The 26,221-nt window shown below is 70.3% G+C and carries 23 protein-coding genes; 12 read left to right on the top strand and 11 right to left on the bottom strand.

The window, feature by feature from the left end; translation table 11 throughout:
* Nucleotides 1-166 precede the first annotated feature (166 nt).
* Entirely contained in the window at nt 167-364 is a 198-nt protein-coding gene (locus IEY78_RS01625) for a hypothetical protein (protein WP_189095647.1), read from the top strand.
* Nucleotides 355-1,065 carry a glycosyltransferase family 25 protein gene (locus tag IEY78_RS01620; protein WP_189095645.1) on the top strand — a complete coding sequence of 237 codons (711 nt, stop codon included), beginning with the start codon at nt 355-357 and terminating at the stop codon, nt 1,063-1,065. Before IEY78_RS01625 ends, IEY78_RS01620 begins: the two co-directional genes overlap by 10 nt.
* Nucleotides 1,066-1,212: 147 nt before the next feature.
* On the opposite strand, the gene IEY78_RS01615 is transcribed toward IEY78_RS01620, so the two are convergent.
* The 4 genes from IEY78_RS01615 to IEY78_RS01600 all read right to left on the bottom strand — a co-directional run bounded on the left by IEY78_RS01615 (nt 1,213) and on the right by IEY78_RS01600 (nt 3,261).
* A complete protein-coding gene (locus tag IEY78_RS01615) occupies nt 1,213-1,653 on the bottom strand; it encodes an NUDIX domain-containing protein (protein WP_189095643.1) in 441 nt (146 codons plus the stop codon).
* 389 nt (nt 1,654-2,042) lie between these two features.
* Nucleotides 2,043-2,369 (bottom strand): DMT family transporter, encoded by a 327-nt coding sequence (locus IEY78_RS01610; protein WP_189095641.1) that lies wholly within the window; start codon nt 2,367-2,369, stop codon nt 2,043-2,045.
* Nucleotides 2,366-2,716, bottom strand: a complete 351-nt coding sequence (locus IEY78_RS01605) for a DMT family transporter (protein ID WP_189095640.1) — start codon at nt 2,714-2,716, stop codon at nt 2,366-2,368. Before IEY78_RS01605 ends, IEY78_RS01610 begins: the two co-directional genes overlap by 4 nt.
* A complete protein-coding gene (locus IEY78_RS01600; protein ID WP_189095638.1) occupies nt 2,713-3,261 on the bottom strand; it encodes a TetR/AcrR family transcriptional regulator in 549 nt (182 codons plus the stop codon). Before IEY78_RS01600 ends, IEY78_RS01605 begins: the two co-directional genes overlap by 4 nt.
* 132 nt (nt 3,262-3,393) lie before the next feature.
* Between IEY78_RS01600 and IEY78_RS01595 the strand changes: the two genes are divergently transcribed.
* Nucleotides 3,394-4,086: a LysR substrate-binding domain-containing protein gene (locus IEY78_RS01595; RefSeq protein ID WP_308426848.1), complete on the top strand. Its 693-nt coding sequence runs from the start codon at nt 3,394-3,396 to the stop codon at nt 4,084-4,086.
* Nucleotides 4,087-4,088: 2 nt separating this feature from the next.
* Here the strand turns inward: IEY78_RS01595 and IEY78_RS01590 are convergent, their stop codons facing one another.
* Together IEY78_RS01590 and IEY78_RS01585 are read right to left on the bottom strand one after the other, a co-directional pair.
* Nucleotides 4,089-5,948 carry a virginiamycin B lyase family protein gene (locus tag IEY78_RS01590; protein ID WP_229699620.1) on the bottom strand — a complete coding sequence of 620 codons (1,860 nt, stop codon included), beginning with the start codon at nt 5,946-5,948 and terminating at the stop codon, nt 4,089-4,091.
* A gap of 447 nt (nt 5,949-6,395) precedes the next feature.
* A complete protein-coding gene (locus tag IEY78_RS01585; RefSeq protein WP_189095635.1) occupies nt 6,396-7,823 on the bottom strand; it encodes an aminotransferase class I/II-fold pyridoxal phosphate-dependent enzyme in 1,428 nt (475 codons plus the stop codon).
* A gap of 167 nt (nt 7,824-7,990) precedes the next feature.
* Here IEY78_RS01585 and IEY78_RS01580 point away from each other — a divergent pair, with 167 nt between their 5' ends.
* From IEY78_RS01580 to IEY78_RS01560, 5 genes are all read left to right on the top strand, one after another.
* Nucleotides 7,991-9,001, top strand: a complete 1,011-nt coding sequence (locus tag IEY78_RS01580; protein ID WP_229699619.1) for a substrate-binding domain-containing protein — start codon at nt 7,991-7,993, stop codon at nt 8,999-9,001.
* A gap of 81 nt (nt 9,002-9,082) precedes the next feature.
* Complete coding sequence (locus IEY78_RS01575) at nt 9,083-9,916, top strand: nitrilase-related carbon-nitrogen hydrolase (RefSeq protein WP_189095633.1); 834 nt, start codon at nt 9,083-9,085, stop codon at nt 9,914-9,916.
* A 1-nt stretch (nt 9,917) separates the two neighbouring features.
* Nucleotides 9,918-10,853: an ABC transporter substrate-binding protein gene (locus tag IEY78_RS01570; protein WP_189095632.1), complete on the top strand. Its 936-nt coding sequence runs from the start codon at nt 9,918-9,920 to the stop codon at nt 10,851-10,853.
* Nucleotides 10,854-10,988: 135 nt separating this feature from the next.
* Nucleotides 10,989-11,957: an amino acid ABC transporter permease gene (locus IEY78_RS01565; protein ID WP_229699618.1), complete on the top strand. Its 969-nt coding sequence runs from the start codon at nt 10,989-10,991 to the stop codon at nt 11,955-11,957.
* Complete coding sequence (locus tag IEY78_RS01560) at nt 11,954-12,763, top strand: amino acid ABC transporter ATP-binding protein (protein WP_308426847.1); 810 nt, start codon at nt 11,954-11,956, stop codon at nt 12,761-12,763. The genes IEY78_RS01565 and IEY78_RS01560 overlap by 4 nt, the downstream gene beginning before the upstream one ends.
* Before the next feature lie 96 nt (nt 12,764-12,859).
* Here the strand turns inward: IEY78_RS01560 and IEY78_RS01555 are convergent, their stop codons facing one another.
* Nucleotides 12,860-13,843 (bottom strand): glycine betaine ABC transporter substrate-binding protein, encoded by a 984-nt coding sequence (locus IEY78_RS01555; RefSeq protein WP_189095629.1) that lies wholly within the window; start codon nt 13,841-13,843, stop codon nt 12,860-12,862.
* Between the two features lie 1,022 nt (nt 13,844-14,865).
* On the opposite strand from IEY78_RS01555, the gene IEY78_RS01550 reads away from it, so the two are divergent.
* Nucleotides 14,866-15,591 (top strand): hypothetical protein, encoded by a 726-nt coding sequence (locus tag IEY78_RS01550; protein WP_229699617.1) that lies wholly within the window; start codon nt 14,866-14,868, stop codon nt 15,589-15,591.
* Nucleotides 15,592-15,771: 180 nt separating this feature from the next.
* Here IEY78_RS01550 and IEY78_RS01545 read toward each other — a convergent pair whose 3' ends face one another.
* On the bottom strand, nt 15,772-16,134 hold the full coding sequence (locus tag IEY78_RS01545) for a hypothetical protein (RefSeq protein ID WP_189095628.1): 363 nt from the start codon (nt 16,132-16,134) through the stop codon (nt 15,772-15,774).
* Nucleotides 16,135-16,456: 322 nt separating this feature from the next.
* On the opposite strand from IEY78_RS01545, the gene IEY78_RS01540 reads away from it, so the two are divergent.
* Nucleotides 16,457-17,668 carry a DUF3103 family protein gene (locus IEY78_RS01540; protein WP_189095626.1) on the top strand — a complete coding sequence of 404 codons (1,212 nt, stop codon included), beginning with the start codon at nt 16,457-16,459 and terminating at the stop codon, nt 17,666-17,668.
* Nucleotides 17,669-17,811: 143 nt separating this feature from the next.
* The gene (locus IEY78_RS01535) at nt 17,812-18,309 is read left to right on the top strand and encodes a MarR family winged helix-turn-helix transcriptional regulator (RefSeq protein WP_189095624.1); all 498 of its coding nucleotides are present in this window, start codon (nt 17,812-17,814) and stop codon (nt 18,307-18,309) included.
* A 7-nt stretch (nt 18,310-18,316) separates the two neighbouring features.
* On the opposite strand, the gene IEY78_RS01530 is transcribed toward IEY78_RS01535, so the two are convergent.
* The 3 genes from IEY78_RS01530 to IEY78_RS01520 all read right to left on the bottom strand — a co-directional run bounded on the left by IEY78_RS01530 (nt 18,317) and on the right by IEY78_RS01520 (nt 22,698).
* On the bottom strand, nt 18,317-19,372 hold the full coding sequence (locus IEY78_RS01530; protein WP_189095622.1) for a CinY protein: 1,056 nt from the start codon (nt 19,370-19,372) through the stop codon (nt 18,317-18,319).
* Between the two features lie 86 nt (nt 19,373-19,458).
* Nucleotides 19,459-21,525: a cellulase family glycosylhydrolase gene (locus tag IEY78_RS01525; RefSeq protein ID WP_189095621.1), complete on the bottom strand. Its 2,067-nt coding sequence runs from the start codon at nt 21,523-21,525 to the stop codon at nt 19,459-19,461.
* A 60-nt stretch (nt 21,526-21,585) separates the two neighbouring features.
* Nucleotides 21,586-22,698, bottom strand: a complete 1,113-nt coding sequence (locus tag IEY78_RS01520) for a GDSL-type esterase/lipase family protein (protein ID WP_229699616.1) — start codon at nt 22,696-22,698, stop codon at nt 21,586-21,588.
* Between the two features lie 869 nt (nt 22,699-23,567).
* Here IEY78_RS01520 and IEY78_RS01515 point away from each other — a divergent pair.
* A complete protein-coding gene (locus IEY78_RS01515) occupies nt 23,568-26,216 on the top strand; it encodes a helix-turn-helix transcriptional regulator (RefSeq protein ID WP_189095617.1) in 2,649 nt (882 codons plus the stop codon).
* Nucleotides 26,217-26,221: the final 5 nt, after the last annotated feature.

The following is a 26,221-nucleotide window of genomic DNA, read 5'->3' as shown; positions in this document are numbered from 1 at the left end:
CTACGTTGCCAGGTGCGGGACAAGGCCAGCCCGCCGACTACTCGACATCGCGCGAGTGCAACCACCAGCCCGACACCTCCGCCTCACGGGTCTACCGAGCCTCGATGCCGGTGGCGTCAGCCGCGCCATTAGCTTGGGCAGCGCCCAGGGCCATTCGGTACAGCAAGTGATCGCCGTCGTAGGGCGGATCAGCGGCCGGCCGGTGGCGCAGACCCGAGCGCTGGCGCGCGTGGGCGATCCCGAGCGCCTGGTCGCCAACGCCGATTTGGCGCGGCAAATGCTGGATTGGTGCCCGAATACTCAACGGGCAGAATCGTCGCCCACACTTTGGGCCTGGCAGCAAAGAAGTTTGCAATGCGCCTGATCGACTTCGACAAGATTTACATCATCATCCTGCGCGAGCGGCAACTGCAGTTTGCCGCTCGCTGTATCCAATACCTGGCACAAAACAATTTCGACATCAGCAAAGTGGAATTCATCGACGCCGTGCGCGGAACTGCCCACGAAGGCCGACTTGCCGCGCCGGTCACGGTCTACGCGGACTGGCAAATCGACAGTAGCAATACCTGGTGGAACCGCCCGGTGAGTGCGGGCGAGATCGGTTGCTCGCTGTCCCACTTGATCGTCTGGCAGAAAATCCGCTCAGCCAAAGTAGGGTACGCGCTGATTCTGGAAGAGGACTTCAACATCCCCAGAAGTATCCCTCAAGACTTTCGGATCGAGCTCGACTACGACCTGCTCTACCTGGGCCGCAACAAGGTCCAGGCACACCAGGAGGAGGGACGCGTGAATGACCAGTTGGTACGTCCCGGCTACTCCTACTGCACCCACGCCTACGCCCTGTCCCTGGCCGGCGCCGGCAAACTGCTGGACGCCGGATTCCACAAGCAACTGATCCCGGTGGACGAATACCTGAACCTGTTCTTCACCACCCAGCATCCGCGCCAAGAACTCTACCGCCTATACCAGTTGCCGACCGAGTTCCAGGCCTATGCGCTACGCTACGATCTGATCCGTCAGACCTCGAACGGCGACATCGATCGACTATTCCAAACCACCCCTTAGCCTTGTGCTGCACGACAGTAACTAAGCCACGCGGAGGCCGCGTTCTGCTTCGACCCGGTCGTTGTGCAGCGGCGGGTGAGTCGAGGGTTTTGAACCTCACGCTATTAGGCAACCGTGCTGGTCGCAGTCCTCAACGAAGGCCTGTGATCAGTGCTCTGTCCGTGTGGACTGCAGCATCCGAAGCGCATCGGAAGCCGCCGGCGACAGCATGGAGTCGCGCAGGTCCGCCAGGGGCGTCCAAACCGCCGCATCAATGGAACCGTCGATCTCGGTCACCGCCAGTGCCCCGGCCTTGAGGTCAACGGCGTAGAACAGTGCAGTGAGGCTCCAGTTGACTCCGTGTCGCTGCGCTGCGTACGTCCGCGCGTCGAGCAGTTGAGCAGCGGCCAGCTCTAGACCGGTCTCCTCCAGAAGCTCACGCGCCAAGGCCTCCACAGGCTGTTCACCTGGGTCGATTCCTCCGCCCGGCAGGTGCCACAGTCCTGGGGCAAAGATGGGTGATGCGTCCGACAACCGGGCCAGGAGCAGCTGCTCTTCTTCCACCGCGATGGCGTATGCCGAGACACGCGTCTGCACGTCATCATCCATGGTGCTCGTCCCTCCCCCAGATCAAAGCCACCCGGCGAAGAGTCTAGGCGAGCCAGCACTACCGACTCATTCGCGAGAGCGCCTTCCCGAACATGACTCGGGATCAGCCGGTGACCGCCACCCCGTTCGCGCTCAACGGCTACACCGAACCGGCCTGACCTCCCCCACAACTCACCGGGTCAGAAGAAGGGGTGGCTGGCCGTCTACGGGGCGTGGCACCGGTCACCTCCGGCAGGAGCGCTTGGCTCCGGCGCCGCGGCTCCAGGCGGTGCCCGGGCGAATCGCTGAGCGGCTCGTGGGAGTCGGTCTGGCGGTCGTGGGGCGGTAGGCGGCTGGTGTCTTGGCGTCGCCGCTGGAGGGCTTTCGTGCGGGGCCTTCCGGCGGTCGCGTCAGTGGACGGCTCCGAGTTCGATGGTGAGGACGCCGGCGACGATGAGGGCGATGCCGAGGCTCATGACCTTGGTGAGGGGTTCGTTGAACAGGATGCGGGAGGCGAGGGCGGTCAGGGCCACGCCGGAGGCCGCCCAGATGCCGTAGGCGACGCCGAGGGCCAGTCCGCCGTGCAGGGCGAGGGTGAGCAGGACGAAGGCGGCCAGGTATCCGGCACCCAGGCCGATGAACCACTTCCTCTTGTTGTCGGCCTGCGCGGCCATGCGCAGCGACAGGGTGGCGGCGACCTCGGAGAGGATGGCGCCGGCCAGGTAGACCAAGGTCATGAGGCTATTCCTTCCTTACGGGCGTGGGCTGCCTGAGAGCCGAGTTCGACACACAGCGCGCCGCCGATGACCAGGGCGATCCCCAGGCCGGTGGTTGCGGTGAGCGGGTCGCCGAAGATGAGCGTCGCGAGGATGGCGGTGAGGGCGACGCCGGAGGCGCCCCAGATCCCGTAGGCGACACCGAGGCCCATTCCCTGACGCAGGGCGAAGGTCAGGGCGGCGAACGAACCGATGTAGCCGATCGCCACGACGGCGACCCAGGCCGGGTGGTCGAGGGCCGCTCGCAGGGAGACGGTGGCGGTGGCTTCGAGCAGGATCGCGGCGAGGAGCAGCAGCCATTTCCTCATGAGGCGCTCTCGTCCTTCAGGAGTTCTTCGGCGACCGCGATCACCTGTGCGCGGTCTTGTGCCTGGGCGGGGAAGACGTCGGTTGCGGCGGCCATCCAGTAGCCGTCGGCCAGCAGTCGTGCGGCCGTGAGCCTGCCCCGGGCCGCGGCAGGCAGGTCGTCGGGCAGGTCGAGCCATCCCTCGAAGCGACGCACCCAGGCCGCGGTGAGGGCCTCGCGGTACAGGGCGTCGGAGTAGATCGCGAAGTCCGCGCGATCGAACTCCGCGGCCAGTGCCACCTCGACGTAGGCGCGGATCCGCTGGTGCGGCGAGGCCGTCTCCAGTGGCTGCCCCAAGCGGTCGAGCAGGAGCTGCTCCCACCGGGCGGCGACGTGGTCGACGACGCCGAGCATCAGGGCTTCCTTCGTCGGAAAGTGGTACATCAGCCCCGGCTTGGTCAGCCCGACCTGCTTGGCCGCGGTGGCCAGAGTGATCGCGCCACCCCCTTCTGCGCGCAGAAGATCGAGCGCGCCGTCCAGGATCTGGCGTTTTGCGTTTCCTGTCATGGCTCTACTTTACCTTCCGGAAGGTAAAGTGCAAGCGGCGGCTCCTCCCGTAGGCGCTGACCTGGAAGGACACGTGAGGGAGGCCCACTACCGCAGGACTGTCCGGCCGCAAGAGACCCGCCCCCTTCCTCCGTGACGTCCGGGTCACGCAGGGGCCGCAGGCCTCCGGGCAGGACGGACCCGCAGATCACGGTCACCACCAGCGAGGGCACCACGCCTCCTCTGATCCGGGCGCTGCGCGCGGGCTCGCTCGACCTCGCCGTGCTGATGTCCCGCCCACCCCACCGCCCCTTCGACGGCGACTCGCCGCGCCTGCACGTCGAGATCGTCGCGGACACCGAACTGGTCGTGGCAGTGCCCTCGACCGAGGAGTTCGGAAGACGAAGCACGATGCATGTCGACGAGTTGGTCGCCGCCGCGTGGATCGCCGCCCCGTCGTCGAGTTCCGAGTCGCTGCTCGGCGTCTGGCCCGGCCTGCCCGGACGGCCGCGCATCATCCACTCCGCACGCGACTGGCTGACGAAGCTTCAGCTGGGCGCCGGCGGCTTCGGCGTGACGACGGTGCCGTCCGGGCTCTCACCGGTGCTGCCACCCGGGGTGAGCCTGCTGCGCGTCGACGGCGCACCCCCGAGATCCGTTGGGTGCTCGTGGCACGTCTCCCCGGCCGCCCCGCCCCAGCCATCGAGACCGTCGCCCGAGCGATCACTTCGACCGCTTGAACCGCCGCCAAGGCCGCGCACGATCGCGTGTGCCCACGTCCTCCTCACGGGTGGGCACCGCGGTCGCCGTTGGCCTGTTCTTCGGCGTGGGTTTCGGGGCTGGTGAGATCAGCCCGGGATGGGGATGAACAGCAGGATGCCGTGGTCGCTGGCGGCGGTGTAGCAGGAGTTGCCGGCGAAGGTGGCGGTGTAGAAGGGGGTGGCGACGACGAAGACGGGGACGACGGCGTTGTGGATGGTGGCGGTGCCGTTGGCGTCGGTGATGGCCGTGCCGAGGTTGACCGGGCCGAAGAGCGTGGTGGCGGTGAAGGTCACCGGCTGGCCGACCACCGGCATCCCCGAGGTGGTCGTCAGGGTGGCGCTGAGGGTGGGGATGTAGAACTCGGGCAGCGGGGTCAGCCGGAGCCGGATCGTGCCTGGCTGCCCGGTCAGCTTTGTGGGAGTGGCGTTCACCGTGACGGGGGTGCTGGTGGAGGAGCCGGTGAAGCAGCTGTCACCGCCGTAGGCGGCGGTGAGGGTGCCGGTGGTCAGGGCGGAGGTGGTGAAGCAGGCCTGCCCCGAGGCGTTGACGGGGACCATCTGGGTTTGGCCGTTGGGGAGGGTGAAGGTGACCGTGCCGGTCGGCACTGTGGTGGTGGCCGCGTCCGGGGTGATGGTGGCGCATACCGTCACGGTCTGACCGCAGGTGGAGGGGTTCGGCGTCACCGACAGCGTCGTCGTGGTGGAGTTGGGGCTCACGGTGACGGGGGTGGGGTTGCCGTTCACGGTCGCGGTGAACGAACCTGCGGTGTAGGTGTGGGTGGTCTGCCCGCTACCGGTGGCGTCCAGGGGGACGGTGACCGTGGGGCTGCTGTCCCCGAAGTCCACCACCGCTGTTCCGTTCGGAGTCCCCCCGGAGATGCTGAACGTCACCGGCTGCCCGCACGCCGGCGCCGCAGGCGAGGGCGTCACCGTCAACGGCGAAATCTCCGTCACGTTGGCCGAGTTGGCGTTGGTGACGTAGACGTTGCTGTTCGGTGCCGCCGCCACCGAGAACGGGAACGCGCCGACGGGGACAGTGGCCACGACCGTGTTCGTGGCGCTGCTGATCACCGTCACGTTGTTGGAATTGCTGTTGCCGACGTAGACGTTGCCGGTCGGCGCCACCGCCACCCCGAACGGCCCCCCGCCCGTGGGAACGGTGGCCAGGACCGTGTTCGTGGCGCTGTCGATCACCGTCACGTTGTTCGAGACGGTGTTGGTGACGTAGACGTTGCCGTTGGGCGCCACCGCGATCACCCCGGGGACCGTGCCGGCGGGGACGGTGGCCACGACGGTGTTCGTGGCGCTGTCGATCACCGTCACGTTGTTCGAGGTCTGGTTGGCGATGTAGACGTTGCCGTTCGGCGCCACCGCCGCATAGCCCGGGAAACCACCGGTGGGGAGGGTGGTCAGGACGGTGTTCGTGGCGCTGCTGATCACCGTCACGGTGTTCGCGTTCCGGTTGGCGACGTAGACGTTGCCGTTGGCCGCCACCGCCACCGCGTCCGGGACCGCGCCGACGGGGACGGTGGCCAGGACGGTATTCGTGGCGCTGCTGATCACCGTCACGGTGTTCGACGTGCTGTTGCCGACGTAGACGTTGCCGTTCGGCGCGACCGCCAGCGCGAACGGGCCCCCGCCCGTGGGCACGGTGGCCAGGACCGTGTTCGTGGCGCTGCTGATCACCGTCACGTTGTTCGAGCTCTGGTTGGTGACGTAGACGTTGCCATTCGGCGCCACCGCGATCATGGCCGGGTCCGATCCGGCGGGGACAGTGGCCAGGACGGTATTCGTGGCGCTGCTGATCACCGTCACGTTGCCCGAATTGGCGTTGCCGACGTAGACGTTGCCGTTCGGCGCCACCGCCACCCCCAGCGGGGTCGTACCCGCCGGGATCGTCACCGTGGAGAACGCCGCACTCAGCAGCGGGGCCACAAGCCCCCGCACAGCGGCCACTTCAGATCCACCAGCCGGTACACCCGGCTGAACCCCGGCGACCGCCGGAGCTCCCCACCAACCTGTAGTCAGATCCATGACAAACCTCTCTCAGTTGAGAGGGCCGCCCGAAAACTCCCACCGGGGCCCGCGTCGTACAGCGCCGGAATACGCGAACCGGATCACCGCTTGCACACCGGGACAGAGAGACGCGCCGACACGTACGCGCACCGGAGCACCGCAGGGGTTGCCCATCTCTCCCCGGAGAGATGGGCAACCCACCGGAAAACGCTCACCATCATTAACCCGAAATGGCCAAGGGAACACCACCCTCTTGACTCGACAATCACCCGGACAGGCCAATCACCGCCCTACCCGGGCATGTTGTTGGAGGGGACGAACAAGTCCGGCGGGGTGGCTCGACGGCGGGCGCGCAGGCGACGTAGCGACGTGTGCCGCTCAGTGCAGGTGGTCCGCCGTGGCCGAGGCCGCGAGGGCCAGCAGAGTGGCGGTCTCGTCCAGGGCTGCCGGGTCGTCGGAGAGTCTGCTGGTGGCGACTCGGATGTGAGGGGTGTCGTAGGAGACGCAGTAGCGGCTGCCCGGTGACACGGTGATGCCGCGGGCAGCCATGGTGACCAGGGCGGACGTCTCGTCGGCCACCGGTACCCAGAGCATGAGGCCGTCCTGGTTGCGGGAGTGCACGCCGTGTTGGGCCAGGCGCTCGCCGAGGGCGGTTCTGCGCAGCGTGTACCGGTGGGCGGCCTCGCGAACGAGGTGGGTGGTCGCCTCGTCGGTGAGGAGGTGGGCCAGGGCATCCTGGAGGATGCGGCTGGTCCAGCCGGTGCCGAAAGTGCGCAGGACACGGGCCCGTTCGACCAGTTCCCCGGGGCCGCCGATCACGCCGAGGCGCAGATCGGGTCCGTATGCCGTGGAGTACGAGCGCACGAGTGCGGTGCGGGCGGGGAGGTGCGCGCCGATGCTGGTGCCGGGGACGGCGGCGAGGGGGCCGATGCCGTCGTCCTCCAGGACGGTGACGTTCGGCGCGCTCTCCAGGACGGCGGCGAGGGCGGCGGCCCGCGCTTCGGTGAGGGTGCGGCCGCAGGGGACCTGGGCGCGGGGCTGGTGCAGGAACAGGGCGGGGCGCCGGTCCAGGGCTTGGGCGAGTGCGTCGGGCAGCGGGCCTTGGTCGTCGCAGGCGACGGGGACGATCTGGGCGTCCAGGGCGTCCAGGATGTCGAGCAGCCGCGCCGCCGTCGGGTCCTCCACGATCACGCGGTCGCCCGGCACGAGCAGCGACTGGCACAGCAGATGGATGCCCTCGTAGCCGCCGCCTACGGCGAGCCACGCGTCGGGGGTGAAGGGCCAGGTGTCCCGTACGGCGTCGAGCAGGGCGTCGGTGACGGGGGTGCGGGTGTAGTCGTTGAGGCGGGGGGTGCGGGCTCCGGCGAGCAGTGCCTCCTCCAGGGGTGGCAGCAGCGCGGGGTCGGGCACGGCGACGGCGAGGTCGAGGGTGAGGCGGTCGCCGAAGTTGCCGACGCGCTCGTAGCGGAGGGGGCGGGGTACCGACGGCGGGCCGGCGACCACACTGCCGCGCCGCCCGAGTGTGGCGATCATCCGGTGCCGGCGCAGCACCGCCCAAGCTTCTGCGACGGTGCCCGGGCTGACGTTCAGCGCGCCGGCGAGGGCCCGCACCGTGGGCAGCGCGCTGCCGGGTGCCAACTCTCCCGATCGGATCAGGTCAGTCAGGGTGGCCGCGATGCCGCGGGCGCTCGCGTCCTCGACGCGTGCGGCCAGGTCGGCCGTGGACCACGTCCGCGCTTCACCGCCTCCCCCGTCTTCGCTCTCGGCCGCGCCCTGTCCCCGGTTCACCTGGGCGTTCTCCCGCATCGGTCCTCCCCTGCCGCGTATGGCTCCACAGGTTGCGCCACGGAAAAGTTGTGTTCAGTAACAAAATGAGTCTTGTTTTCTCTGTTTTCTGAACAATAACCTACCGCACAGTGCATGACCGAAAGAGGGCTATGCGCATCATGTGCGAACTGCTAGGAGTGCGAGCTGTGTCAGGTCTGTCCGTCCCCACCGTCCACCTGGGACTGCGCGACTGGGACCATCTGGTGCCGTTGATGACGGGACTGGTGCGGGTTCCGGGCTTCGAGGTGCGGATCGAGGCGCGGGACAGCACCCCGGACGTACTGGCCGAGCCCGGCCTGGACGGCGGGGAGACCTCGTTCAGCCGCTATGTGCAGGCCAGGGCGGCGGGCGACGACCGGCTGGTGGGCCTACCCGCCTTCGTGATGCGGGGCTTTCGCCACCGCTGTGCGCTGGTGCGGACCGACAGCCCGCTGCGGTCGTTCGAGCAGCTCGCCGGCGCCCGCGTCGGCCTCACCGGCTGGCCCGACTCCGGCAACACCTGGACCCGGGCGCTGATCCGCGCCGCGGGCGTGGACCTGGCCGACGTCACCTGGCGCGTCGGGCCGCTGGCCGCCGGTGAGACCGACAAGCGCCGGCTGGGCGACCGCCCGCTGCCGGCGAACGTCTCGGCGATGAAGGCGGGCGAGTCCCTGACCGGGGAACTGGCCGCCGGGCGCCTGGACGTGATCCTCACGCCCTTCATGCCGCCGGAGTTCTTCACCCCGGACAGCCGTTTCAGGCATCTGCTCGACGACCACCCCGCCGCCGAGCGCGCCTACTGGTCGGCCACGGGGTTCGTCCCCGGAATCCACCTGGTGACCCTCAAGAAGGAGGTCGTCGAGGCCCACCCCGAGCTGCCCGCCACGCTCCTGGCGGCGCTGGAGCAGTCCAAGCGCCACTGGCTGGGCCGACGCCGGCTGCTCACCGACACCACGCCCTGGCTGCTGCACTCGCTCACCGAGTCGGCCACCGTATTCGGCGACGACTGGATGCCGTACGGCACCGTGCGCAACGCGGCGATGACCGCCGCCTTCTGCGAGGAGCTGCACGCACAGGGCGTCTGGCCCGACCCGATCGACCCGGCCGTCGTCTTGCCGGAAGCCTTCCCGGAGCCCTTCCCCGAACCGTCCGCCGCGGCCGCCACCTCGGCCGCGTGAGCCGCAGACCTCGCCCACCCGACCCCATCCCCCCTCCACGTCTCCTTCATCCACCCGCCACCGCATTCTGGAGGAGCGCCCATGCGCATCGCCGTAGGACAGTTCGCCGCCGGTCCCGACTGGCAGGACAACCTCACCGCCTGCATCGACCTGGCCGCCGAGGCGGACCGCGGCCGCGCCGACCTGCTCGTACTGCCCGAGGGCGTGCTGGCCCGGTTCACCGAGGACCGCCACCGGATCCGCGAGGTGGCGCAGCCGCTGGACGGCCCGTTCGTCACCGAGCTGGCCGCGGCCACCGCCCGCAGCAGCACGGCCATCGTGGTCGGCATCCATGAACCGTCCGACGACGGCCGGGTCTTCAACACGCTGGTGGTGCTGCGCGCGGGTGCACTGATCGCCCGCTACCGCAAGATCCACCTGTACGACGCCTTCGGCACCCAGGAGTCCGTCGACGTCCGTCCCGCCGACGAGCCGCCCGTGGTCGTCGAGCTGGCCGGCACCAAGGTCGGCCTCATGACCTGCTACGACGTGCGCTTCCCGGAATTGGCCCGGCTGCTCGCCGACGCCGGTGCCGAGGTGCTGGCGCTTCCGGCGGCCTGGGTGCGCGGCCCGGCCAAGGAGCGTCACTGGGAGGTCATGGCCACCGCGCGGGCCCTGGAGAACACCTGCTGGGTCGCGGCCAGCGGCGAATGCGGCCCGCGCAACATCGGTAACAGTCTGATCGTCGACCCGCTCGGCACCGTCCGCTCCCGGCTCGCCGCAGCGCCGGGGCTGGCCTGGGCCGAAGCCGACCCTGGCGTCACCGCTGCCGCCCGCAGCACCCTCCCGGTCCTCGCCAACCGACGGTTCGCCGTCGACCCCGCTGTCCGTCTCCTCGGCACTGCCCCCGCCGACGCGTTTCCCCTCGGAGCCTGACATGTTCACCAGCAGACGCCTCGTCCTCACCCTCGGTGCCCTCTCCTGCACCGCCCTCGTCGCTGCCTGCGGCAGCAACCCGCCCCAGGCCGAGCCGGGCGGGTCGGCCGCCACCGGCTCGGGCGGCACGGTCAAGGTCAGCGAGGACAAGACGCTCCACGACAAGCTGCCGGCCAAGGTCCGCACGGCCGGGAAGCTGGTCTCGGTCAACAGCGGGTCCTTCCCGCCCTACGAGATCGCCGGCACCGACGGCCACACCCTCAGCGGCGCCTCCGCCGACCTGTCGGCCGCCCTCGGCCGGCTGCTCGGCGTCAAGATCGAGGACGTCACCGCCGACGGCCTGCCCAGCGTGCTGACCGGCATCAAGGCCGGCCGGTACGACTTCGCCATGGGCCCGGTCGGCGACTTCAAGGAACGGCAGGGCGCCAGCGACTTCGTGGACTGGGTGCGCGAGTTCGTCGTCTTCGCGGTGCCCAAGGGCAACCCCAAGAAGATCACATCCCTCGACACCGCCTGCGGCCAAAAGGTCGCCGTCATGGCCGGCGGCTCCGCCGAGGGCGTCATCAAGAAGCAGTCCCGGACCTGTGTGAAGGACGGCAAGTCCGCCGTCCAGGTGCAGTCCTACAAGGACCAGCCGTCCTCCGTCCTGGCCGTCAAGTCCGGTCGCGCCGACGCCTTCTTCTCCTCGCAGGCCCCGCTCACGTACTTCGTCAAGGAGTCCAAGGGGCAGCTGGAGCTCGCCGGCACCGGGCAGTCCAACGGCTTCGACGCCCTCTACCAGGGTGCCGTCGTCCCCAAGGGCGGCGAGCTGCGCGACGTACTGCACACGGCGTTCCAGAAGCTCATCGACAACGGCACGTACGGGCAGATCATGAAGAAGTGGGGTCTTGAGGACAACCAGCTCAAGCAGGCGGGCATCAACCTCGCCAAGTCCTAGGCCACGACGCCGGACCACCCACGAGAGCGACAGGAGACAGCCGCCATGGGCACCCCATCCCCCTCCCCGGAGCCCCGGGGCAACGCACCGACGGTCGCCGTCGGGACCGTGAAGGCGCCTGTGGACCACAGGCACGTGGACAACGAGCCCGTCGGCACAAGGCCGGACGACGTGGACGTGGCCCACGCGATCCCCCTGCGACATCCGCTGCGCTGGCTGTCCGTGGCGGTCCTGGCCGTGCTCGCCGCCCAGCTCGGGCACGTCCTGTTCACCAACCCGAACTTCGAGTGGGGCACGGTCCGCGCCTACTTCGGCGCACAGATCTTCGGCCAGGGCATCGCCACCACCATCGAACTCACGGTGGTGGCCATGGCGATCGGCATCATCGGCGGGGTGTTCGTCGCGGTGGGCCGCATGTCGGAGAACCGGGTGCTCGGCACGGTCTGCGGGGCGTACGTCTGGTTCTTCCGCGGCATCCCCGTGCTGGTGCAGCTCATCTTCTGGTACAACCTGTCGGCGCTGCTGCCCCGGATCTCCTTCGGCATCCCCTTCGGCCCCGAGTTCGTCAGCGCCGGGACCAACTCGCTGATCAGCCCGTGGCTCGCGGCCATCCTCGGCCTCGGGCTCAACGAGGCCGCCTACATGGCGGAGATCGTGCGCGGCGGTCTGCTCGGCGTGGACCACGGCCAGACCGAGGCCGCCTCGGCACTCGGCATGGGCCGGGCGCGGATCCTGCGCCGGATCGTGCTGCCGCAGGCCATGCGGTTCATCGTGCCGCCCACCGGCAGCCAGGTCATCAACATGCTCAAGGCGACCTCGCTGGTCAGTGTGATCGCCCTGGCCGACCTGCTCTACACGGCTCAGTCGATCTACAACCGCACCTTCGAGACCATCCCGCTGCTCATCGTGGCCTGCCTGTGGTACCTGGTCATGACCTCGGTGCTGTACATCGGGCAGTCGTTCATCGAGCGCCATTACGCCCGCGGCAGCAGCCGCAACACCCCGCAGAGCTTCTGGGACTTCGCGCTCTTCCGCCGGCGCACGGCACCCGCGAAGACACCCTCGGCAGACCCGGCAGAGTCCGCATCGGAGGCCTCCTCATGACGACCGACACGACCACGCTCACGACGGACGCCGCCCCGGCCACCGAGACGCCGATGGTGCGGGCCCACCAGGTGCACAAGCACTTCGGGCACCTGGAGGTCCTCAAGGGCATCGACCTGGAAGTGCGCCGCGGGGAGGTCGTCGTACTGCTCGGCCCGTCCGGCTCGGGTAAGTCGACGTTCCTGCGCTGCGTCAACAACCTGGAGCGGATCGACTCCGGCTCGGTCCACGTCGAGGGCGAGTTGATCGGCTTCCGCAGGTCGGGCTCCCGGGTCCACCACCTGCGCCCGAGCCAGGCGACGGTGCAGCGGCGGGACATCGGCATGGTGTTCCAGCACTTCAACCTGTTCCCGCACCAGACCGTCCTGGCCAACATCATGGAAGCCCCCGTGGGCGTCCTCCGAGTCTCCAAGGCCGAGGCACGTCAGACGGCGCATCGCCTGCTGGACCAGGTGGGCCTCGCCGACAAGGCGAACGCTTACCCCCGCCAGCTCTCCGGCGGCCAACAGCAACGGGTCGCCATCGCCCGCGCCCTGGCCATGCGCCCCAAACTGATGCTCTTCGACGAGCCGACCAGCGCTCTCGACCCCGAACTGGTCGGCGAGGTCCTCGCCACCATGCGCGACCTGGCACGCGGCGGTCTCACCATGCTGGTCGTCACCCACGAGATCGGCTTCGCCAAGGAAGTCGCCGACCGCGTGGTCTTCATGGACGGCGGCCGCATCGTGGAGAGCGGCACCCCCGAGCAGGTCCTGGACCACCCGGAGAACCCGCGCACGAGGGCATTCCTGAGCCGGTTCCTGTGACCGCACCACACCACCGTGCCCACCCGTTCCCGGCCATGTATACGAGCGGCAGGGCGCTCTCCCCCTGCCCGTCGGACGCTCACGCGAATCCGTCTGTCAGCCTTCCCGGATGAAGCCCTGCCGCATCAGCCAGTCCTTCGCCACCTCGTGCGGGTCCTCACCGTCCACGTCCACCCGGGCGTTCAGCCGTTGGGCCTCTGCTCCCGTCAGGCGCTTGGTGATCGGGGCGAGGAGGTCGGCGATGGCGGGGTACTTCCTCAGTGTGGCGCTGTTCATCTCGGGTGCCGCGTTGTAGTTGGGGAAGAAGTGCCGGTCGTCCGCCAGCACCTTCAGCTTGAGCTGGGGAATGCGGCCGTCGGTGGTGGCCGCCACGCCGAGGGAGCAGGCCGCGCCCTTGGCGACCTGGGTGTAGACGACACCGTCGTCCATCTTTTTGAAGTTCCCGCGCCGGAGGGCGAATCCGTAGGTCTTCGCCACGCCCGGCAGGCCGTCCTCGCGCACCGAGAACTCGCTTCCGCCGCAGATCGTCGCCGCGCCCGGGTCCTTCTTCGTCAGACGTGCCACGTCGGAGAGTGTGCGCAGCCGGTACTTCTCCGCATTCGACTGGTTCGCGACCAGCGCGTAGGTGTTGTTGAGCGGGGCGGCGGGCAGCCAGGTGATGCCGTTGCGGCGGTCCGCCTCGCGTACGGCCTCCCACTGGCCGCGCGGGTCGACGACCCGCTTGGTGTGACCGAGGTAGGTGATCCAGGCCGTGCCGGTGTACTCGTACATCCCGTCCGCCGCACCGGACTTGACCGCCTCGCGGGCACCGATCGAGCCCTGGATGTTCGTCCGGTCCAGGACTTCCGCGCCGGCCGCTTTGAAGACCAGCCCCATGATCTGGCCCAGGATGATCTGCTCGGTGAACTCCTTGGAGGTCACGGTCAGTTGGGCGCCTTTCAGCGGTCGCCCCTTCCCGATGGAGCCGGGGCGCACCGAGTCGGCCAGCGGGCTGCCACTGGTCAGTCCGCAGCCGCTCAGCGCTGCGGCGGCGAGCAGCAGGGCGCCCGCGACGGCCGTCCGTACCTGGGCCAGGCCCATCAGTCCACCTCCAGGACGCGTGGGCGTATCGCCACACGCACCTCGCCGAGCGTCTCGTCGGTATCTGTACCTCTGGCGACCGGGCACATCTGGGACTGTATCTCCGCCGACGCGTTTCCCAGTGGCAGAAACTCCCCCACCGTGCCCTTGAGAATGGGAATGCAGGTCACCGGCCCCCTCAAGCACAGCACGCACCCACCTGGCCAATTGAAGTACCCATCACTCCTCACAGCGTGACGCATCGTTCCCCTTGCCGACAGTGGCTCGAATCAGCCATCCCGGCTCACGGTGCGGCCGCAAGGGCTCCTCTCGGCACCGACGCTCGGTGACCGCCAGGCACTCATCACGCGGGCCTCGGTGTCGCGCGCATTCTGCGGGAATTGCCAGGCCATCGACCTCACCTGACGAGCCATTTCGAAGTAACCGCTCAGTGGGCAGATCGATTGCCGGGAGGGTGGCGCTGTAGTTACCCGTGCGGTGATCCGGTCGCGTTACGTTCTGCACGCAGTGGCGGTCCCTCCCGAGGGCGGGCGCAGCAACGGCCGATACCGCGAGGTGGGCGAACCTGTCGTCCCGTGCCGGTGGAACATCTACCCAGGGCAGGTAAGAGATGAAGGACGGCGTTGCGCTGACCGAGAGTGACGTACTCGACTACGTGTACACGCCGCTGCGCGACCTCCCGTTGACGGAGTCCATTCCGGATGGCCACGGCCTCAAGGGGGACGGTGACGACGACCCCGACGAAGCCGGCGAATGTCTGAGGGGCGCGGAACTCGGCACCACCGGGTGCACGCCCGCCGATCACGCGGAGACATGCAACGCCGGACGGGATCACCCCCACCCTCAAGAGCGCCGGACTCAACCCGGCGGACCACGACACCGAGCCGTCCTGCATCCAGTGCACATGGGCTCTGCTCCAGGACGCCGGCCTTCTGCCGCACCATCTACCGCGCCGTGAAGTCCCCTTCCCCATAAGGGATCAGGGACCCGAGCCGGTTGCACCGATCGCACAAGGAGTTCGCATGACCGAGTTCATGAAGTTCACCCCCGACGACGAGAACGAAGTCCATGACGTGGTGGACTTCAGCGACCCGGGCCGGTGTCATGTCACACCCGTCATCCAGCTGCCCGCCGAGATCTCCGTGGCCATCACCGACGCCCTGAGCGGTGTGGTGCGTACCGCGCACCACACCCCGGCCGCGATCACCCAGGACAAGGACGGCATCCAGCGCGCCCAGACCTTCGAGGAGGGGGACGTCTACATGCTGGACGCCCCCTTCGACGGGTTCTTCGCCGACCGCTACCTCATGGACTTCTACGATGTCATCGACCGGGACATCTGCTCCCGGATGCACCTGCACACCGGGCTGCGCTTCGTACGCATGATGACCGGTCCCGACACCCGCATCCGGGTGTCCAGCCTCTCCCCCATCGACGTGACCCACATCGAGGGCCTCACGCCGTTCCGGCCGGAGGTCTTCGAGGACGTCGCCTCCGACACCCCGGACGGCGTGGAGCGCACCCGCTACAACCTGATCGTCCCGGAGAACTCCTGGGCGGACATGCAGATCCCGCGCGGCGTCAGCCACCAGTTCAACGCGCACGGCCCGCACGCCGTCATCGACTCGGTGCACCCCGAGGAGTCCATCGAGACGTTCCGCGAGCGCATCAGCGGCTACAAGATGATGGCCCAGACGATATTCCTCGCCAAGGAGCAGCCGGCCTCCGAAGCCTGCAAGCTCGACTGAGCCGCGCCGTTCCGCTCCGCCGGTAGCCGCCGGGATTACCGTGGCTACCGGCGGAGCGGTGTAACGGCCGCGGGCCCCCGGTGCGCAAGGGATCTTCTGCCTCTGCCCTCTCCGACTGCTACAGCGTCGTGACCACGCCCGAGCCCCGCCCGACCACGGCGCGGGTGAGGTCCGGATCTTTCATGGCCCGACGCTCCGTGTGCGCAGGGCGAGCGCGCCGGCCATGACGAGGCCGCCCACGCCGAGCACGGTGCACATCCCGCGTGAGCCGAGCGCGCGGCGCGGGCCGGCGGTCAGCAGGGACCACCGCGCCTGGACGGACAGCGCGCTTCCGGTGATCTGCAGGGACCCGAACGACAGCAGCGACATGGACGATCCGATCGAGCCGATGGACAGTGCGGAGCCGACCGAGCCGATGGACAGGACGCTGCCCACCGATCCGATGGACAGCACGGAGCCCGCGGAGCCGATCGACAGGAAGGAGTCTCTCGACCACAAGGAGAGCGCGGAATCTCCTGCTGCGCGGGAAGAGGAGTGCGTCATGGAGGCAGTGTGCCGCGTGAAGGCGCGGCGCACACCGCAACGCACTGAGGCCGAGCCGAAGGAACCACAAGGGGCCGGGGACACCGCCACGCCCCGATAGGGCCGTTCCGTCCCAATTGCTGTGCAGCGAAGGGTTGTTGAGTAGCGGCTACCCATGACAGGGCGTCCGCTCGCGGCCTTAATGAGTCCTCGGCGCGGAACGCGGTGTGCGTCCGGGACGGTCATGGCCCACGAAGCGGTGACGTCCCGCTGCCGCGCCGAATCGTGGACCGAGGCGGGCGCGGCATCCGAACGCGCCGCCGCGAGCAATGGAGAGAAGACCATGGACCGGTCTGGACTGATCAGGACGGCGGTGGCCGTGGCCACGTCGTCCGTGTGCCTGGTGAGCGGCGCCGCGGGGGCGTGGGCGCAGCCCGGGGCACGTACCGCGCCGGGTGGGGCGCGGCCCGCGCGGGTGGACGTCGTGCAGGACGCGAAGCAGGCGGCGGCGCGGAGCCTGCGGGAGGCGTATGCCTCGGGGCAGGCCAAGGGGGCGGTGGCCGGCCTGGCGGCCTCGGCGAACGAGGTGGGCATGGACCGGCTGCCGGTCGGGTCGACCAGCGCTTTCCGCGCGAGCGTGGCGTCGTCCAACAGTGCGATCCTCGCGGCCAAGGGGCTGCCCGCCTCGACGGGCAACGTCCTGCAGGTACGGCTCGCCAACCCGCGGGCGCGAGCCGCGCTGGCCAGGGGGGTGCAGCCGCTGATCGCCGCGGAGCCCTCCGACCGTCGGGCCGACACACTGACCGCGTACCGGCCCGACGGCAGTGCGGTGACGCTGGGGGCCACGGCGCCCGCGGATGTCCCGGTGCTGATCGTGGGCACCGACGGCGACCGGATCGTGGCGGCCGGCACGAAAGTGATGAGCGAGGGCTTCAAGGCCGCCCGAGCGCAGTCGGGTGCCGCCCCCACCCGCGGCCGCTCCGCCCCGAAGCCGCAGACCGCGGCCCGGGCGGCCGATTCGCCGCAGGGGAAGGACGTCACCCGTATCAACGACGTCTCCTTGCTCCGGAGCAACGAGGAGCCGTTCTGGAAGGGCGGCGCCGAGGCGTTCGCCGTCGTCGGCGGCTGGGACAAGAACGACAAGGCATTCGCCGAGCCGGCCCTGCAGATGCCCTACCTGGACTCGACGGGCGTCGCCTACCACCCGAACCAGAACCTCATCGACTGGAGTCACTTCGGATACGACTCGGCCGATCTGGTGTTCCTGGAGGAGGACGACGGGACCAACTACCGGGACCTCACCAAGGCCATCGTCGACGCGCTACTGACGGTCACCGGCTACGGCACGACCGGCATCCCGCTGGCCAACACCATCATGGACGCCATTCCTGACAAGTGGTGGACCGATGACACCGACGACCTTGACCAGGTGTACTCGGTCAGCCATGCCGCCATCGCCGGGGCGCAGAACTCCGGCGCACCGGGACTGACGTACTCCGGGGCCGGCGGCAACATCTCTCTGGGGCTGAGCAACGCCTTCATCCCCAAGACCTGAGCGGTTTCCGGCCCACCCGGGACCGTTGAGTGAGGGCCCGCCGCATCTGCGGCGGGCCCTCGTCGAGCGGTGCACGGCAAGGCCCCACGCCGCAAGCACAACCATATTTGCGCAACCGGAGTTGGCAAATACACAATGGCGTCATGTCCGAACCCGCACGCCATGCCGTTGCCACCGACCGGCTGGACACCGGCAGCCTCGCGCTCTTCGTCGGCTTCGCCGCCTCCCAGCTGGTGCAGGAGCAGCTCGCCGAGCAGGGCTTCGGAGATCTGCGCTTCTCGCACGGCTATGTCTTCCAGCATCTCGTCGACGACGCCCGGCCCACCGTCGGGGAACTGGCCGCCAAGCTGGACATGACCCAGCAGGGCGCCTCCAAGGCCGTCGTCGAACTCGAACGCCTCGGGTATGTCGAGCGCGTCCCCGATCCGGGGGATGCCCGCGCCCGCCGCGTGGTGCTCACCGCGCGCGGCCGGGCGGCGGTCGCCGCGGCGCGACAGGCCAGGAGCACCCTCGACGACCGCTTGGCCGCGCGGTTCGGCGCGGGCCGGCTGGCCGAACACCGCGCGCTGCTGGCGCAGTTGCTGGACGAGCTCGGCGGCACGACCGACGTCCGGCGCCGCGGGGTCCGGCCGCCCGCCTGAGCCGCTGTCAGCAGTCGCGGGCCGGGTTGTCGTGGCTGAGTGCGCAGGCCAGCCGGGTTCCCCGGTCCGGCCCGTAGGTGGCGGTGAGGGTCTCGCGGAAGCCCTGCCACTGCACGCGGGTGTTCTCCACGGCCATCGACACGGCGGCGGCGAAGTTGCCGGACACCTGGCCGCGCGGTGTGGTGGGCCGCGTCGCGGCGCCCGATACCGCGTCGATGATGCCGGTGTCCTTGTTGAGCGTGTCGTGGGTGACCCGGTCGGCGCAGCCGCCCGGCCACAGGGAGTAGCACCCGGTGGTGAGGTCGGCCGGGACGGTGGAGAGGGCGGCCGGCGCGGAGAGCCGGAGGAAGGGGGCGGGGGTGGTCTGCCCCAGGCCCGGCGGATTGGCCGTCCCGATGGCCCGGTGGGGGTCGGCGTGGTCGGTCCAGTTGCTGTGGGAGTAGAAGTCCTGGGTCCCGTGCAGGGCGCGCCCCAGGCCTTCCAGCGCATCGCATTTGGCGCGCCCGGGCACGCCCAGGGCGAACGTGCAACCCGGCACGAGGCGCACGTCGTTCACGTCGACCTCGCCTCCGGGTGCCATACCCGCCGCCCGTGTGATGCCGCGGGTGAAGTCCGCTTTCAGATGGGCCACACAGTCCCCCAGCGCGCCGCGCGCCGCGGCCCGGCTGCGCGGATAGCCGGGGACCGCCAGGTAGTCCGCGTCATCGCAGTGTGCCGCGGGGGTGAAGAACTCGTCGATGTCCGGAGTGCCGACAGCCCCGAACGCCCCATTCGTTCCTGCGAGTTGGTCGAGTGAGGCGGGCTCGAAGCAGTCGTTGCCGCTGCGGCCGGGCGTGCAGGCGAGCGCGGCGCGGGTGATGCGTTCGTGCTCGGCGTGCTGCCCGAATCCGTTCATGGTGCCGAATCCGTACGGGGACCCGTCCGGCGTGGTGGTGTGCGAGGGGGCGGTGGCCCAGGCCGGGCCTCCGCTGCCGGACACGGTCGCGGTCAGTGCGGCGACGAGCAGGACGGGCAGGCAGAACAGGGGCCGGAGGGGGCGGCGCGGGCGCGGCGCGGCTGTCATGTCGTATCTCCTGGGCGGGGTGGGGCGGTGGGGGCGGGCGCCCGGTCCGAGGTCGGGGACGGGCGCCCGCTCCGGTGGGCCGTTCGTCAGTGGTCGAGCTTGCCGAGCAGCTCGACGGGGTTCTTGTGGTCCCGGACGATGCTCCGGTTGAGCTGCGACTGGATGCGGGTCAGGTCGGCCCGGTCGCTCGCGCTGGGGTCGGCGACGACCACGGCGTAGTGCCAGGTGTCGTCGGTCTCGCCGGTCTCCGGGTCGTCCCAGACCATGAGCCGGCGTCCTCGTGCGGTCGAGGCGTCCGTCCCGGAGTCCTGCGTGAGCAGCACCTCGTCCGGGAGGTTCTTGGGGGCCTCGTCCTGCGCGCCGAACCCGAACCGGGTGGTCTTCTCGGTGATCACCGCGGTCGACGCCGGGTCGAACCCCGGCGGCAGGGCGATTTCGGTCGGGGCGGCGGAATGCCGGCTCCGCCAGGTGACAAGGGCGAACTTCTTGCCCTGGAAGTAGTGGGAGTCGGTGCCCTGGGGAGCCAGCCCGTACCAGTCCAGCGGGGTCTTCCAGCCGTCCTTGGCCATGTCGTTGTAGGTGAAGTTCATCAGGTCGCCCTGCACGGCCCGGGGGTAGACCCGCTCGGTGTTGGCCGGATCGACGGTGAACGAGACCGGTCCGCTGCCCTTGTCCACGACGGAGAAGTTCTCGTCGTTCCAGCCGTCGCCCTTGGTGAGGACCTTGTCCGGGTTGCCGTTCATGGTCTCGTGGTGCTTGTCGTGGTAGATGTCCCAGTGCCACTGGGTGCCGGAGATCAGCGGGGTGTACGGGTCGATCCGGTTCGGGCCGTTGGCGGCCTTCCACTGGTCGCTCTGCTCCATGCCCTGGTAGGTGGCCTTGATGATCCGGTCGGTGTCCTTGGCGCCGATGCCGTTGAGCCACATCCCGTACTCGGAGAGGAACATCGGGATGCCCAGGTACCGGGCCTCGTTGCGGACGTCCTGGAGCTGGGGCAGGTAGGTGTTGTTGTCGACCCCGTCGGGATTGGGCCCCATCCGTCCGGAGTCGTAGAAGTGGCTGTTGAAGACGAAGCCGGGGCCGGGCTTCTGCTTGAGGTAGTGGCCGCCGGTGGCCGGGGCGAAGACGCCGGCCTGGGAGTTCCAGAAGACCAGGGGTTCGGCGAAGACCTGCTGTGTGCTGAATCCGGTGTCGTTCATGACCTTGCGGACCCGCTGGTAGAAGGGCCACAGGAAGTCGTTGTCGAACCTGGACCAGTCGCTGCCGACGACACCGCCGTCAGCGGGCTCGTTGAAGGGGTCCACGCCGAGGAAGTGGTCGCGGTCCTCGGCGTGCAGTTGGGGGCTGAGGTACTCCAGCGCCTGGGTCATCTGCCATACGAAGGCGTCCTGGACCCGCGTCTGCTCCGCCGGGGTGCCCGCGGGGAGCGGCCCGGCCGGGCTGTCGAGGTCTGTGATGGGGGTGTTCTTCCAGAAGCTGCGGTAGGCGCTGCGGATCAGCTCGTTGGTCTGCAGGTTCATCGCCCAGTGCGGGCACACGACCCCGCAGTACTCCTTCCCTCCCGGCACCGCCCACCGCGGCGCGCCGTTGCCGGTGAACCAGGAGTCCTTGTGCCACAGGTGCCGGGAGTACAGGTCCTGGTGCCAGTCCAGCAGGACGTACAGTCCGCGGCTGGTGGCCTCCTTGATCTGCGCGGCGACCTTGTCCAGGTAGTCGTGGTCGATGACGCCCGGCCGCGGGTTGACGCCCTCCCAGGAGATCAGGAAGCGGACGGTGTCGGCTCCGGTGAGGTTACGCATCTGCTGGAAGGCGGCCGCGGCGTCGGCGGTCGTCTTGAAGGGCTTGAAGCCCGCCTCGGCGATCTTCGTCTCGCCGGACGTGTTCCAGCCGCGCAGGGACACCTCCCTGCCGGTGCCGTCCCGGAAGACCTTGTCCGTGACGCTGGCCTTGCCGAGGGGGCCGAGGTCCTGGACGACGGTCTTGTCGCCGATGCTGATCCTGGCGGCTCCCGGTTGCCACTCGTAGTCCAGGCTGTGGTGGACCTCCCCGGCCCGGGCGGGCGAGGTGCTCAGTGTGGTGACCACACCCAGCAGAGCGGTGAGGAGGAGCGGGGTGCGCCGTGTCCGGGAGGCGGAGCGGGCCTTGTGATGCATGCGGTTGCCTTGTCTGGTGAGGCGGATCGAGGCTGCGGGAGGAGCGCGCGGAGAGCTGTCTCAGCCGGTGGTGAGGTACATCCCGTCGTAGCCCTGGCCCGGGGTGTTGCGGCATTTCCGGCTACCGCCTCCGGCGTTCCACAGACGGCCCAGGCAACGGCCCAGCGCGAGCTGTCCGTAGGCGTTGGGATGCAGGGATTCCTTGAGCTCCCCCTGCAGCGCTCCGGTGTTGAAGTAGCGGGCCCAGTCGCTGCCGGTGGCGGACGGCGGGTGGGTGGCGTCGGCCATGTGCGAGTTCCTGGAGCACACTTCGCGTCCCTGCAGTGCGTCGCTCAGGTCGAGGAAGTCCGTGCCGTTGGCCTGTGCCACGGCCCGGAGCCCGTCGGTGATGCGTGGCATCAGGGTGTCCCTGGCCCAGTCGAGGTCGGCGTCGAACATGGGGCAGCCCTCGTAGGTCCGCGCCCCGGATTCCGGATAGCGCATCTCCGCTCCGCGCGGCAGCGGGGACGGGTAGGACTGCACGACCAGGTGGTAGTCCGCGGGGGCGTATCCCGCCCCGGACATCACCGCCCGGATCTCCTTGACCGACCTGTCGACCGCCGCCATGGCGGGGGCGAAACGCGTCTGGACCCGGGCCTGCTGGGCGGTGTGGCAGCTGCCGGTCCCGGTCAGGTAGCCGGTCATGCAGGCCTGGAGGATGTCGCCGAAGCCGATGTCGTTGCCGCCGACCGACAGCACCACCAGCTGCACCCGGTGCGAGCGCGCGACCTCGGCCAGGGCATCCGCCTGGGGCCGCTCGCCCTCGAGTGGCTGTCCGCCGTGCGCGCTGCGCCAGATGTTCGGGGACTCGGCGCCGGAGCAGGCGAGGTTGAGCGCCTGGTCGACCGGGATCCCGGTGCGCCTGATCTCGGCGACGTCCGACCGGAAGCAGCCGCCGTCGGTGGTCCCGTAGACCGTGGCCGGGTCGTATCCGTTGGGGACCGCGGCGCGGTCGGTACCGCTGCGGTCCCCGAACGGATCGTCGCTGTTGCCGCGCCACCGGCCGGCGTTGCCCGCGATGTAGCTGTCGCCCAGGGAGACGACGGCGGTCGGCCCGGCCGGCGCGGCCTCGGCCGGGGCGGGTGCCACACAGGTCGCGGCCGCGAGGCCCAGGAGGGCCAGGACGCGGGGCATGGAGCGGGTACGGGGTCTGGCTCGGCGCATAGGAGTCGGTGCCTTCGGATCGAGAGGTGTGGGGCGCACACCGACCGGGGACGCCGAAGCCGCAGGCACCAGCGGCCCATCACGGTGCTCCGTGTCCGCCGGGCCGCCGCCGTCGTCCCGCCGGCAGGTCCCCGGCCGGTGTGGTGGCCCCAGGGTCACCCCGGAAACCGGTCGCCTCTGGAGCAACGGCTACTCAAAGGCGGTCATCCGGCCCGTGTTTCGGTGCCGGGGGCACTCGTGCGCGGCGGTGCGGCGCACGACCTCCCACCCGGGTCGGGCCGGGGGGGGCACCGGGTACTGGCCGGGGCGGCTGCCGGGCGCCACAATGCCGCGGGAGCGGGCCGCGGCGCCGGGTGTGCGCGGGGTATGCCGACGGAGTTGAGTAATCGCTCCCCTGGTCGGTGCCGGGGCGGATACCGAGACTGGCCGGGACCATTGATCACCTGGCGCCGCCCGGCACGGCGGCGCGTACTGCCCGCGCGGCCGTCCCGGACGCGAGGAGGAGGGGCGGGGACATGTCCGCGGCGACACGCCACCGAATCCGTCGCATCCCACCGGTGCCGGGGCGGGCGGTCGCAGGGCCGCCGCGAGGCCGCTGCCGCCGGCGGCGCATCCGCCCGTCGCCGCGCTGACCTCCCCGTCCCCCACCCGTCACGCACCCCCGGCGCCCGGCCGCCGCGGTACGGAGGTACGCCGCGGCGCAGCCCCCGTTACGCACCCTTGCCCCGTTACCCGGCCCGAAGCGGCCCCGCACCCCACGGTGGCCTGCGCCGTTCTCCCGGACGCGTCGTGCTGCCCGGCCGCCGCCGGGCCGGTCCTGATCCTCAGCCCAGGAACTCATGAATTCTCTTCCCCACCCCCCGCACTTCCCGGTCACCCAGCCGCGGCCGGTGCTCGCCACCGGCTCGCCCTTCGTCGGCAGGGTCGGCGAACTGGAGCAGATCCGCCGGGTGTTGGCGTCCCGGCGGGGCCCGCGCGGCGTGCTGATCGCCGGACCGGCCGGCATCGGCAAGTCCCGGCTGCTGCACGAGGCGCGGGCGCTGGCGCCGGGCCGGCAGCTCATCAGCCTGCACCCGCGCGCCGACGCCACGGTGTCCGGCCACGACGCGGGCCGGCGCCCCTCCCCCGCCGCACGGGCCCTGACCGACCTGGTCCGGACCGCGGAGCGCGACCCGGCCTGCGCCTGGCTGCTGTGCGTCGACGACGCGGAGCTGCTGGGCCCGGCGCTGTGGCCGCTGGTGTACGAAGCCGCGCGTCACCCGGCGGGCAAGGTGCTGCTCTCGGTGACCGGCGACGGGCAGGCCCTGCCCCCGGAGATCCAGGCGCTGTGGAGCGACCACGCGCTGGTGCGCATGGACCTGCAACCGCTGGACGCAACCGACGTCAAGGAACTGACGGACTCGCTGCTGGAGGGCGGGCTGGGGCAGACCAGCGCGGCCCGGCTGGCCCAGCTCTGTGCCGGCAGCCCGCGGCTCCTGCGGGAGGTGACGCGCACGGCCGTCGAACAGCGCCTGCTGGTGCGCGCGGAGGGCTGCTGGCACTTCCTCCACGATCAGCTGCCCGTGCCCCCGTCCGTGCTGGAGCTCGTCGATCCGCAGATACGCCGTCTCGGCGCGGCGGGCCGGGAGGCCCTGGAACTGGTCGCCCTGGCCGGGGAGCCGCGCCTGTCGTCCGTCGAGCGCCTCTGCGACGCCGAGCAGCTGGAGGAGCTGGAGCAGCGCGCTCTGCTGCGCACCGTCGACGACGCCCCCGCCGGCTCCGGTGAGCCACGGGTCCGCATCACCCACCCGCTGGTCCGCTACGCGCTGTCCTGCGGCCTCGCGCCGCTGCGCCGACGGCGCCGGCTGCGCGACTGGCTGGCCGCGCACGGCGGACCGGCGGCGCTGATGGCGCACGACGACTGCCTGCGCCTGGCCGAGTGGCATCTGGACGCCCTCGAACAGCCGCCCCGGGCGCTGCTGGACCGGGCGGTGGAGCAGAGTCTGCGCGAGCAGGTGCTGCCGAGCGCGATCCGGCTCACCCGGGCGGGCTGGCGGCACTACCCCGGGGAGGACACCGCCGAGCTCCACGCCCAGGCGCTCATCGCCGGCGCCGAGTTCACCCGGCTGACGTCGTTCGTCACCACCGTCCGCCGCAGCACCCCCCGCTACGCCCGTGGCCTGGAGCGGGCCGAGGCGCGGGCGCTGCTGCTCCAGGCCCGGTACGCGGAGCTGGACACCGTGCTGCCCGCCCTGTCCGAGGGCGAGCAGGACTACTACCGCATGGCCGCCGGGTACTTCCAGGGCCGCTTCGCCGAGGCGCACGCGCGGGCGGAAACCCTGCGCCGCACCGGGCCGGACGCGCACGCCCTGGAAGCCGGGCTCATCATGATGGGCTCGCTGTGTCACATGGGGCTGCCGGACCGGGCGTTGTGCCTGTACCGCACGCTCCGCTCGGAGCTGGAGCGCACACCCGGCGGCCCCGCCAAGTTCCACGCCGACTCCCTGGAGGAGCTGCACGCCTCCGCGCTGCACTACTGCGGCCGGTTCGACGAGGCGGAACGCATCTACTGGCGCGAGTACGCGCAGGCCGTGCAGAACCACCATGTGCGCGTCGATGCGCAGCGCGGCCTGGCGCTGGGGCATCTGCTGCACGATCGCGGCAACATCGAGGTCGCCCTGAAGTGCTGCACGTTCACCTCCAGTTACCGGGTGGGGTGGCGGCAGTGGCAGGTCAAGGCGGGGATCCACGCCGCCCTCGCGCTCAGCTCACTGCCGCTGGACCGGCGGGTGGCGGACCCGCTGCCCGCCGGCCTGACCGCGGACGAGGCCGGCCACTGCGCCATGGTCCTGGCGGTGGTGCGGGCCCGGCGGCACCACGAGCGCGGGGAGACCGCCCTGGCCGAACGGACCCTGCACGACGCGGTGGCGCGGGCACTGGGGGACGCGGCGCACGCCGATGCCGCCATCGGGTTGCACGAGTGCGCGCGGCTGTCCCTGCCGGCGCCGGAGCCACCGCCCACCGGACTGCACCTGGAGGGCACCTTCCTGCAGACCCGGGCGGCCTACGCCGAGGCCTACCGGGCGCGGGAGCCCAAGCTCATGGGGCGGGTGGCGCGGGCCTTCGCGGAGATGGGTGCCGACCTGTTCGCCGCCGAGGCGTACGCCGAACTCGCCCGGTTCCACCAGCGGTGCGGGGGCGCCAAGGCGGCCACCGCGGCCACCGCGCGGGCCCGGGAGCTGCTGAACGGCTGCGGACCGGTGGACACTCCCCCGCTGCGCTTCCTCGGCCGTTCGGCGCTCCTGTCGGACCGCGAGCGGCTCATCGCCGGGCTGGCGGCCGGCGGGCTTCCGGACAAGGAGATCGCCGAGCAGCTGTGCCTGTCCGTGCGCACCGTCAGCAACACCCTCTACCGGGTCTACCAGAAGGTCGGTGCGGCGAACCGCCGGGACCTCCGCCTGCTGATGACGCAGCGGGACGGCGGGGCTTCCGTCGTCGCCGAACGCTGATCCGG

The organism is Streptomyces kronopolitis (genome assembly GCF_014646275.1).
Classification (GTDB): Bacteria; Actinomycetota; Actinomycetes; order Streptomycetales; family Streptomycetaceae; genus Streptomyces; species Streptomyces kronopolitis.
This window is presented reverse-complemented; position numbering and strand designations above follow the sequence as displayed.

Bases quoted from the DNA above. Each gene is read 5' to 3' on its own strand.
- IEY78_RS01620 (WP_189095645.1), top strand. From the start codon at position 355: ATGCGCCTGATCGACTTCGACAAGATTTACATCATCATCCTGCGCGAG.
- IEY78_RS01615 (WP_189095643.1), bottom strand. From the start codon at position 1,653: ATGGATGATGACGTGCAGACGCGTGTCTCGGCATACGCCATCGCGGTG.
- IEY78_RS01610 (WP_189095641.1), bottom strand. From the start codon at position 2,369: ATGACCTTGGTCTACCTGGCCGGCGCCATCCTCTCCGAGGTCGCCGCC.
- IEY78_RS01605 (WP_189095640.1), bottom strand. From the start codon at position 2,716: ATGAGGAAATGGCTGCTGCTCCTCGCCGCGATCCTGCTCGAAGCCACC.
- IEY78_RS01600 (WP_189095638.1), bottom strand. From the start codon at position 3,261: ATGACAGGAAACGCAAAACGCCAGATCCTGGACGGCGCGCTCGATCTT.
- IEY78_RS01585 (WP_189095635.1), bottom strand. From the start codon at position 7,823: ATGCGGGAGAACGCCCAGGTGAACCGGGGACAGGGCGCGGCCGAGAGC.
- IEY78_RS01575 (WP_189095633.1), top strand. From the start codon at position 9,083: ATGCGCATCGCCGTAGGACAGTTCGCCGCCGGTCCCGACTGGCAGGAC.
- IEY78_RS01570 (WP_189095632.1), top strand. From the start codon at position 9,918: ATGTTCACCAGCAGACGCCTCGTCCTCACCCTCGGTGCCCTCTCCTGC.
- IEY78_RS01560 (WP_308426847.1), top strand. From the start codon at position 11,954: ATGACGACCGACACGACCACGCTCACGACGGACGCCGCCCCGGCCACC.
- IEY78_RS01555 (WP_189095629.1), bottom strand. From the start codon at position 13,843: ATGGGCCTGGCCCAGGTACGGACGGCCGTCGCGGGCGCCCTGCTGCTC.
- IEY78_RS01550 (WP_229699617.1), top strand. From the start codon at position 14,866: ATGACCGAGTTCATGAAGTTCACCCCCGACGACGAGAACGAAGTCCAT.
- IEY78_RS01545 (WP_189095628.1), bottom strand. From the start codon at position 16,134: ATGACGCACTCCTCTTCCCGCGCAGCAGGAGATTCCGCGCTCTCCTTG.
- IEY78_RS01540 (WP_189095626.1), top strand. From the start codon at position 16,457: ATGGACCGGTCTGGACTGATCAGGACGGCGGTGGCCGTGGCCACGTCG.
- IEY78_RS01535 (WP_189095624.1), top strand. From the start codon at position 17,812: ATGTCCGAACCCGCACGCCATGCCGTTGCCACCGACCGGCTGGACACC.
- IEY78_RS01530 (WP_189095622.1), bottom strand. From the start codon at position 19,372: ATGACAGCCGCGCCGCGCCCGCGCCGCCCCCTCCGGCCCCTGTTCTGC.
- IEY78_RS01525 (WP_189095621.1), bottom strand. From the start codon at position 21,525: ATGCATCACAAGGCCCGCTCCGCCTCCCGGACACGGCGCACCCCGCTC.
- IEY78_RS01520 (WP_229699616.1), bottom strand. From the start codon at position 22,698: ATGCCCCGCGTCCTGGCCCTCCTGGGCCTCGCGGCCGCGACCTGTGTG.
- IEY78_RS01515 (WP_189095617.1), top strand. From the start codon at position 23,568: ATGAATTCTCTTCCCCACCCCCCGCACTTCCCGGTCACCCAGCCGCGG.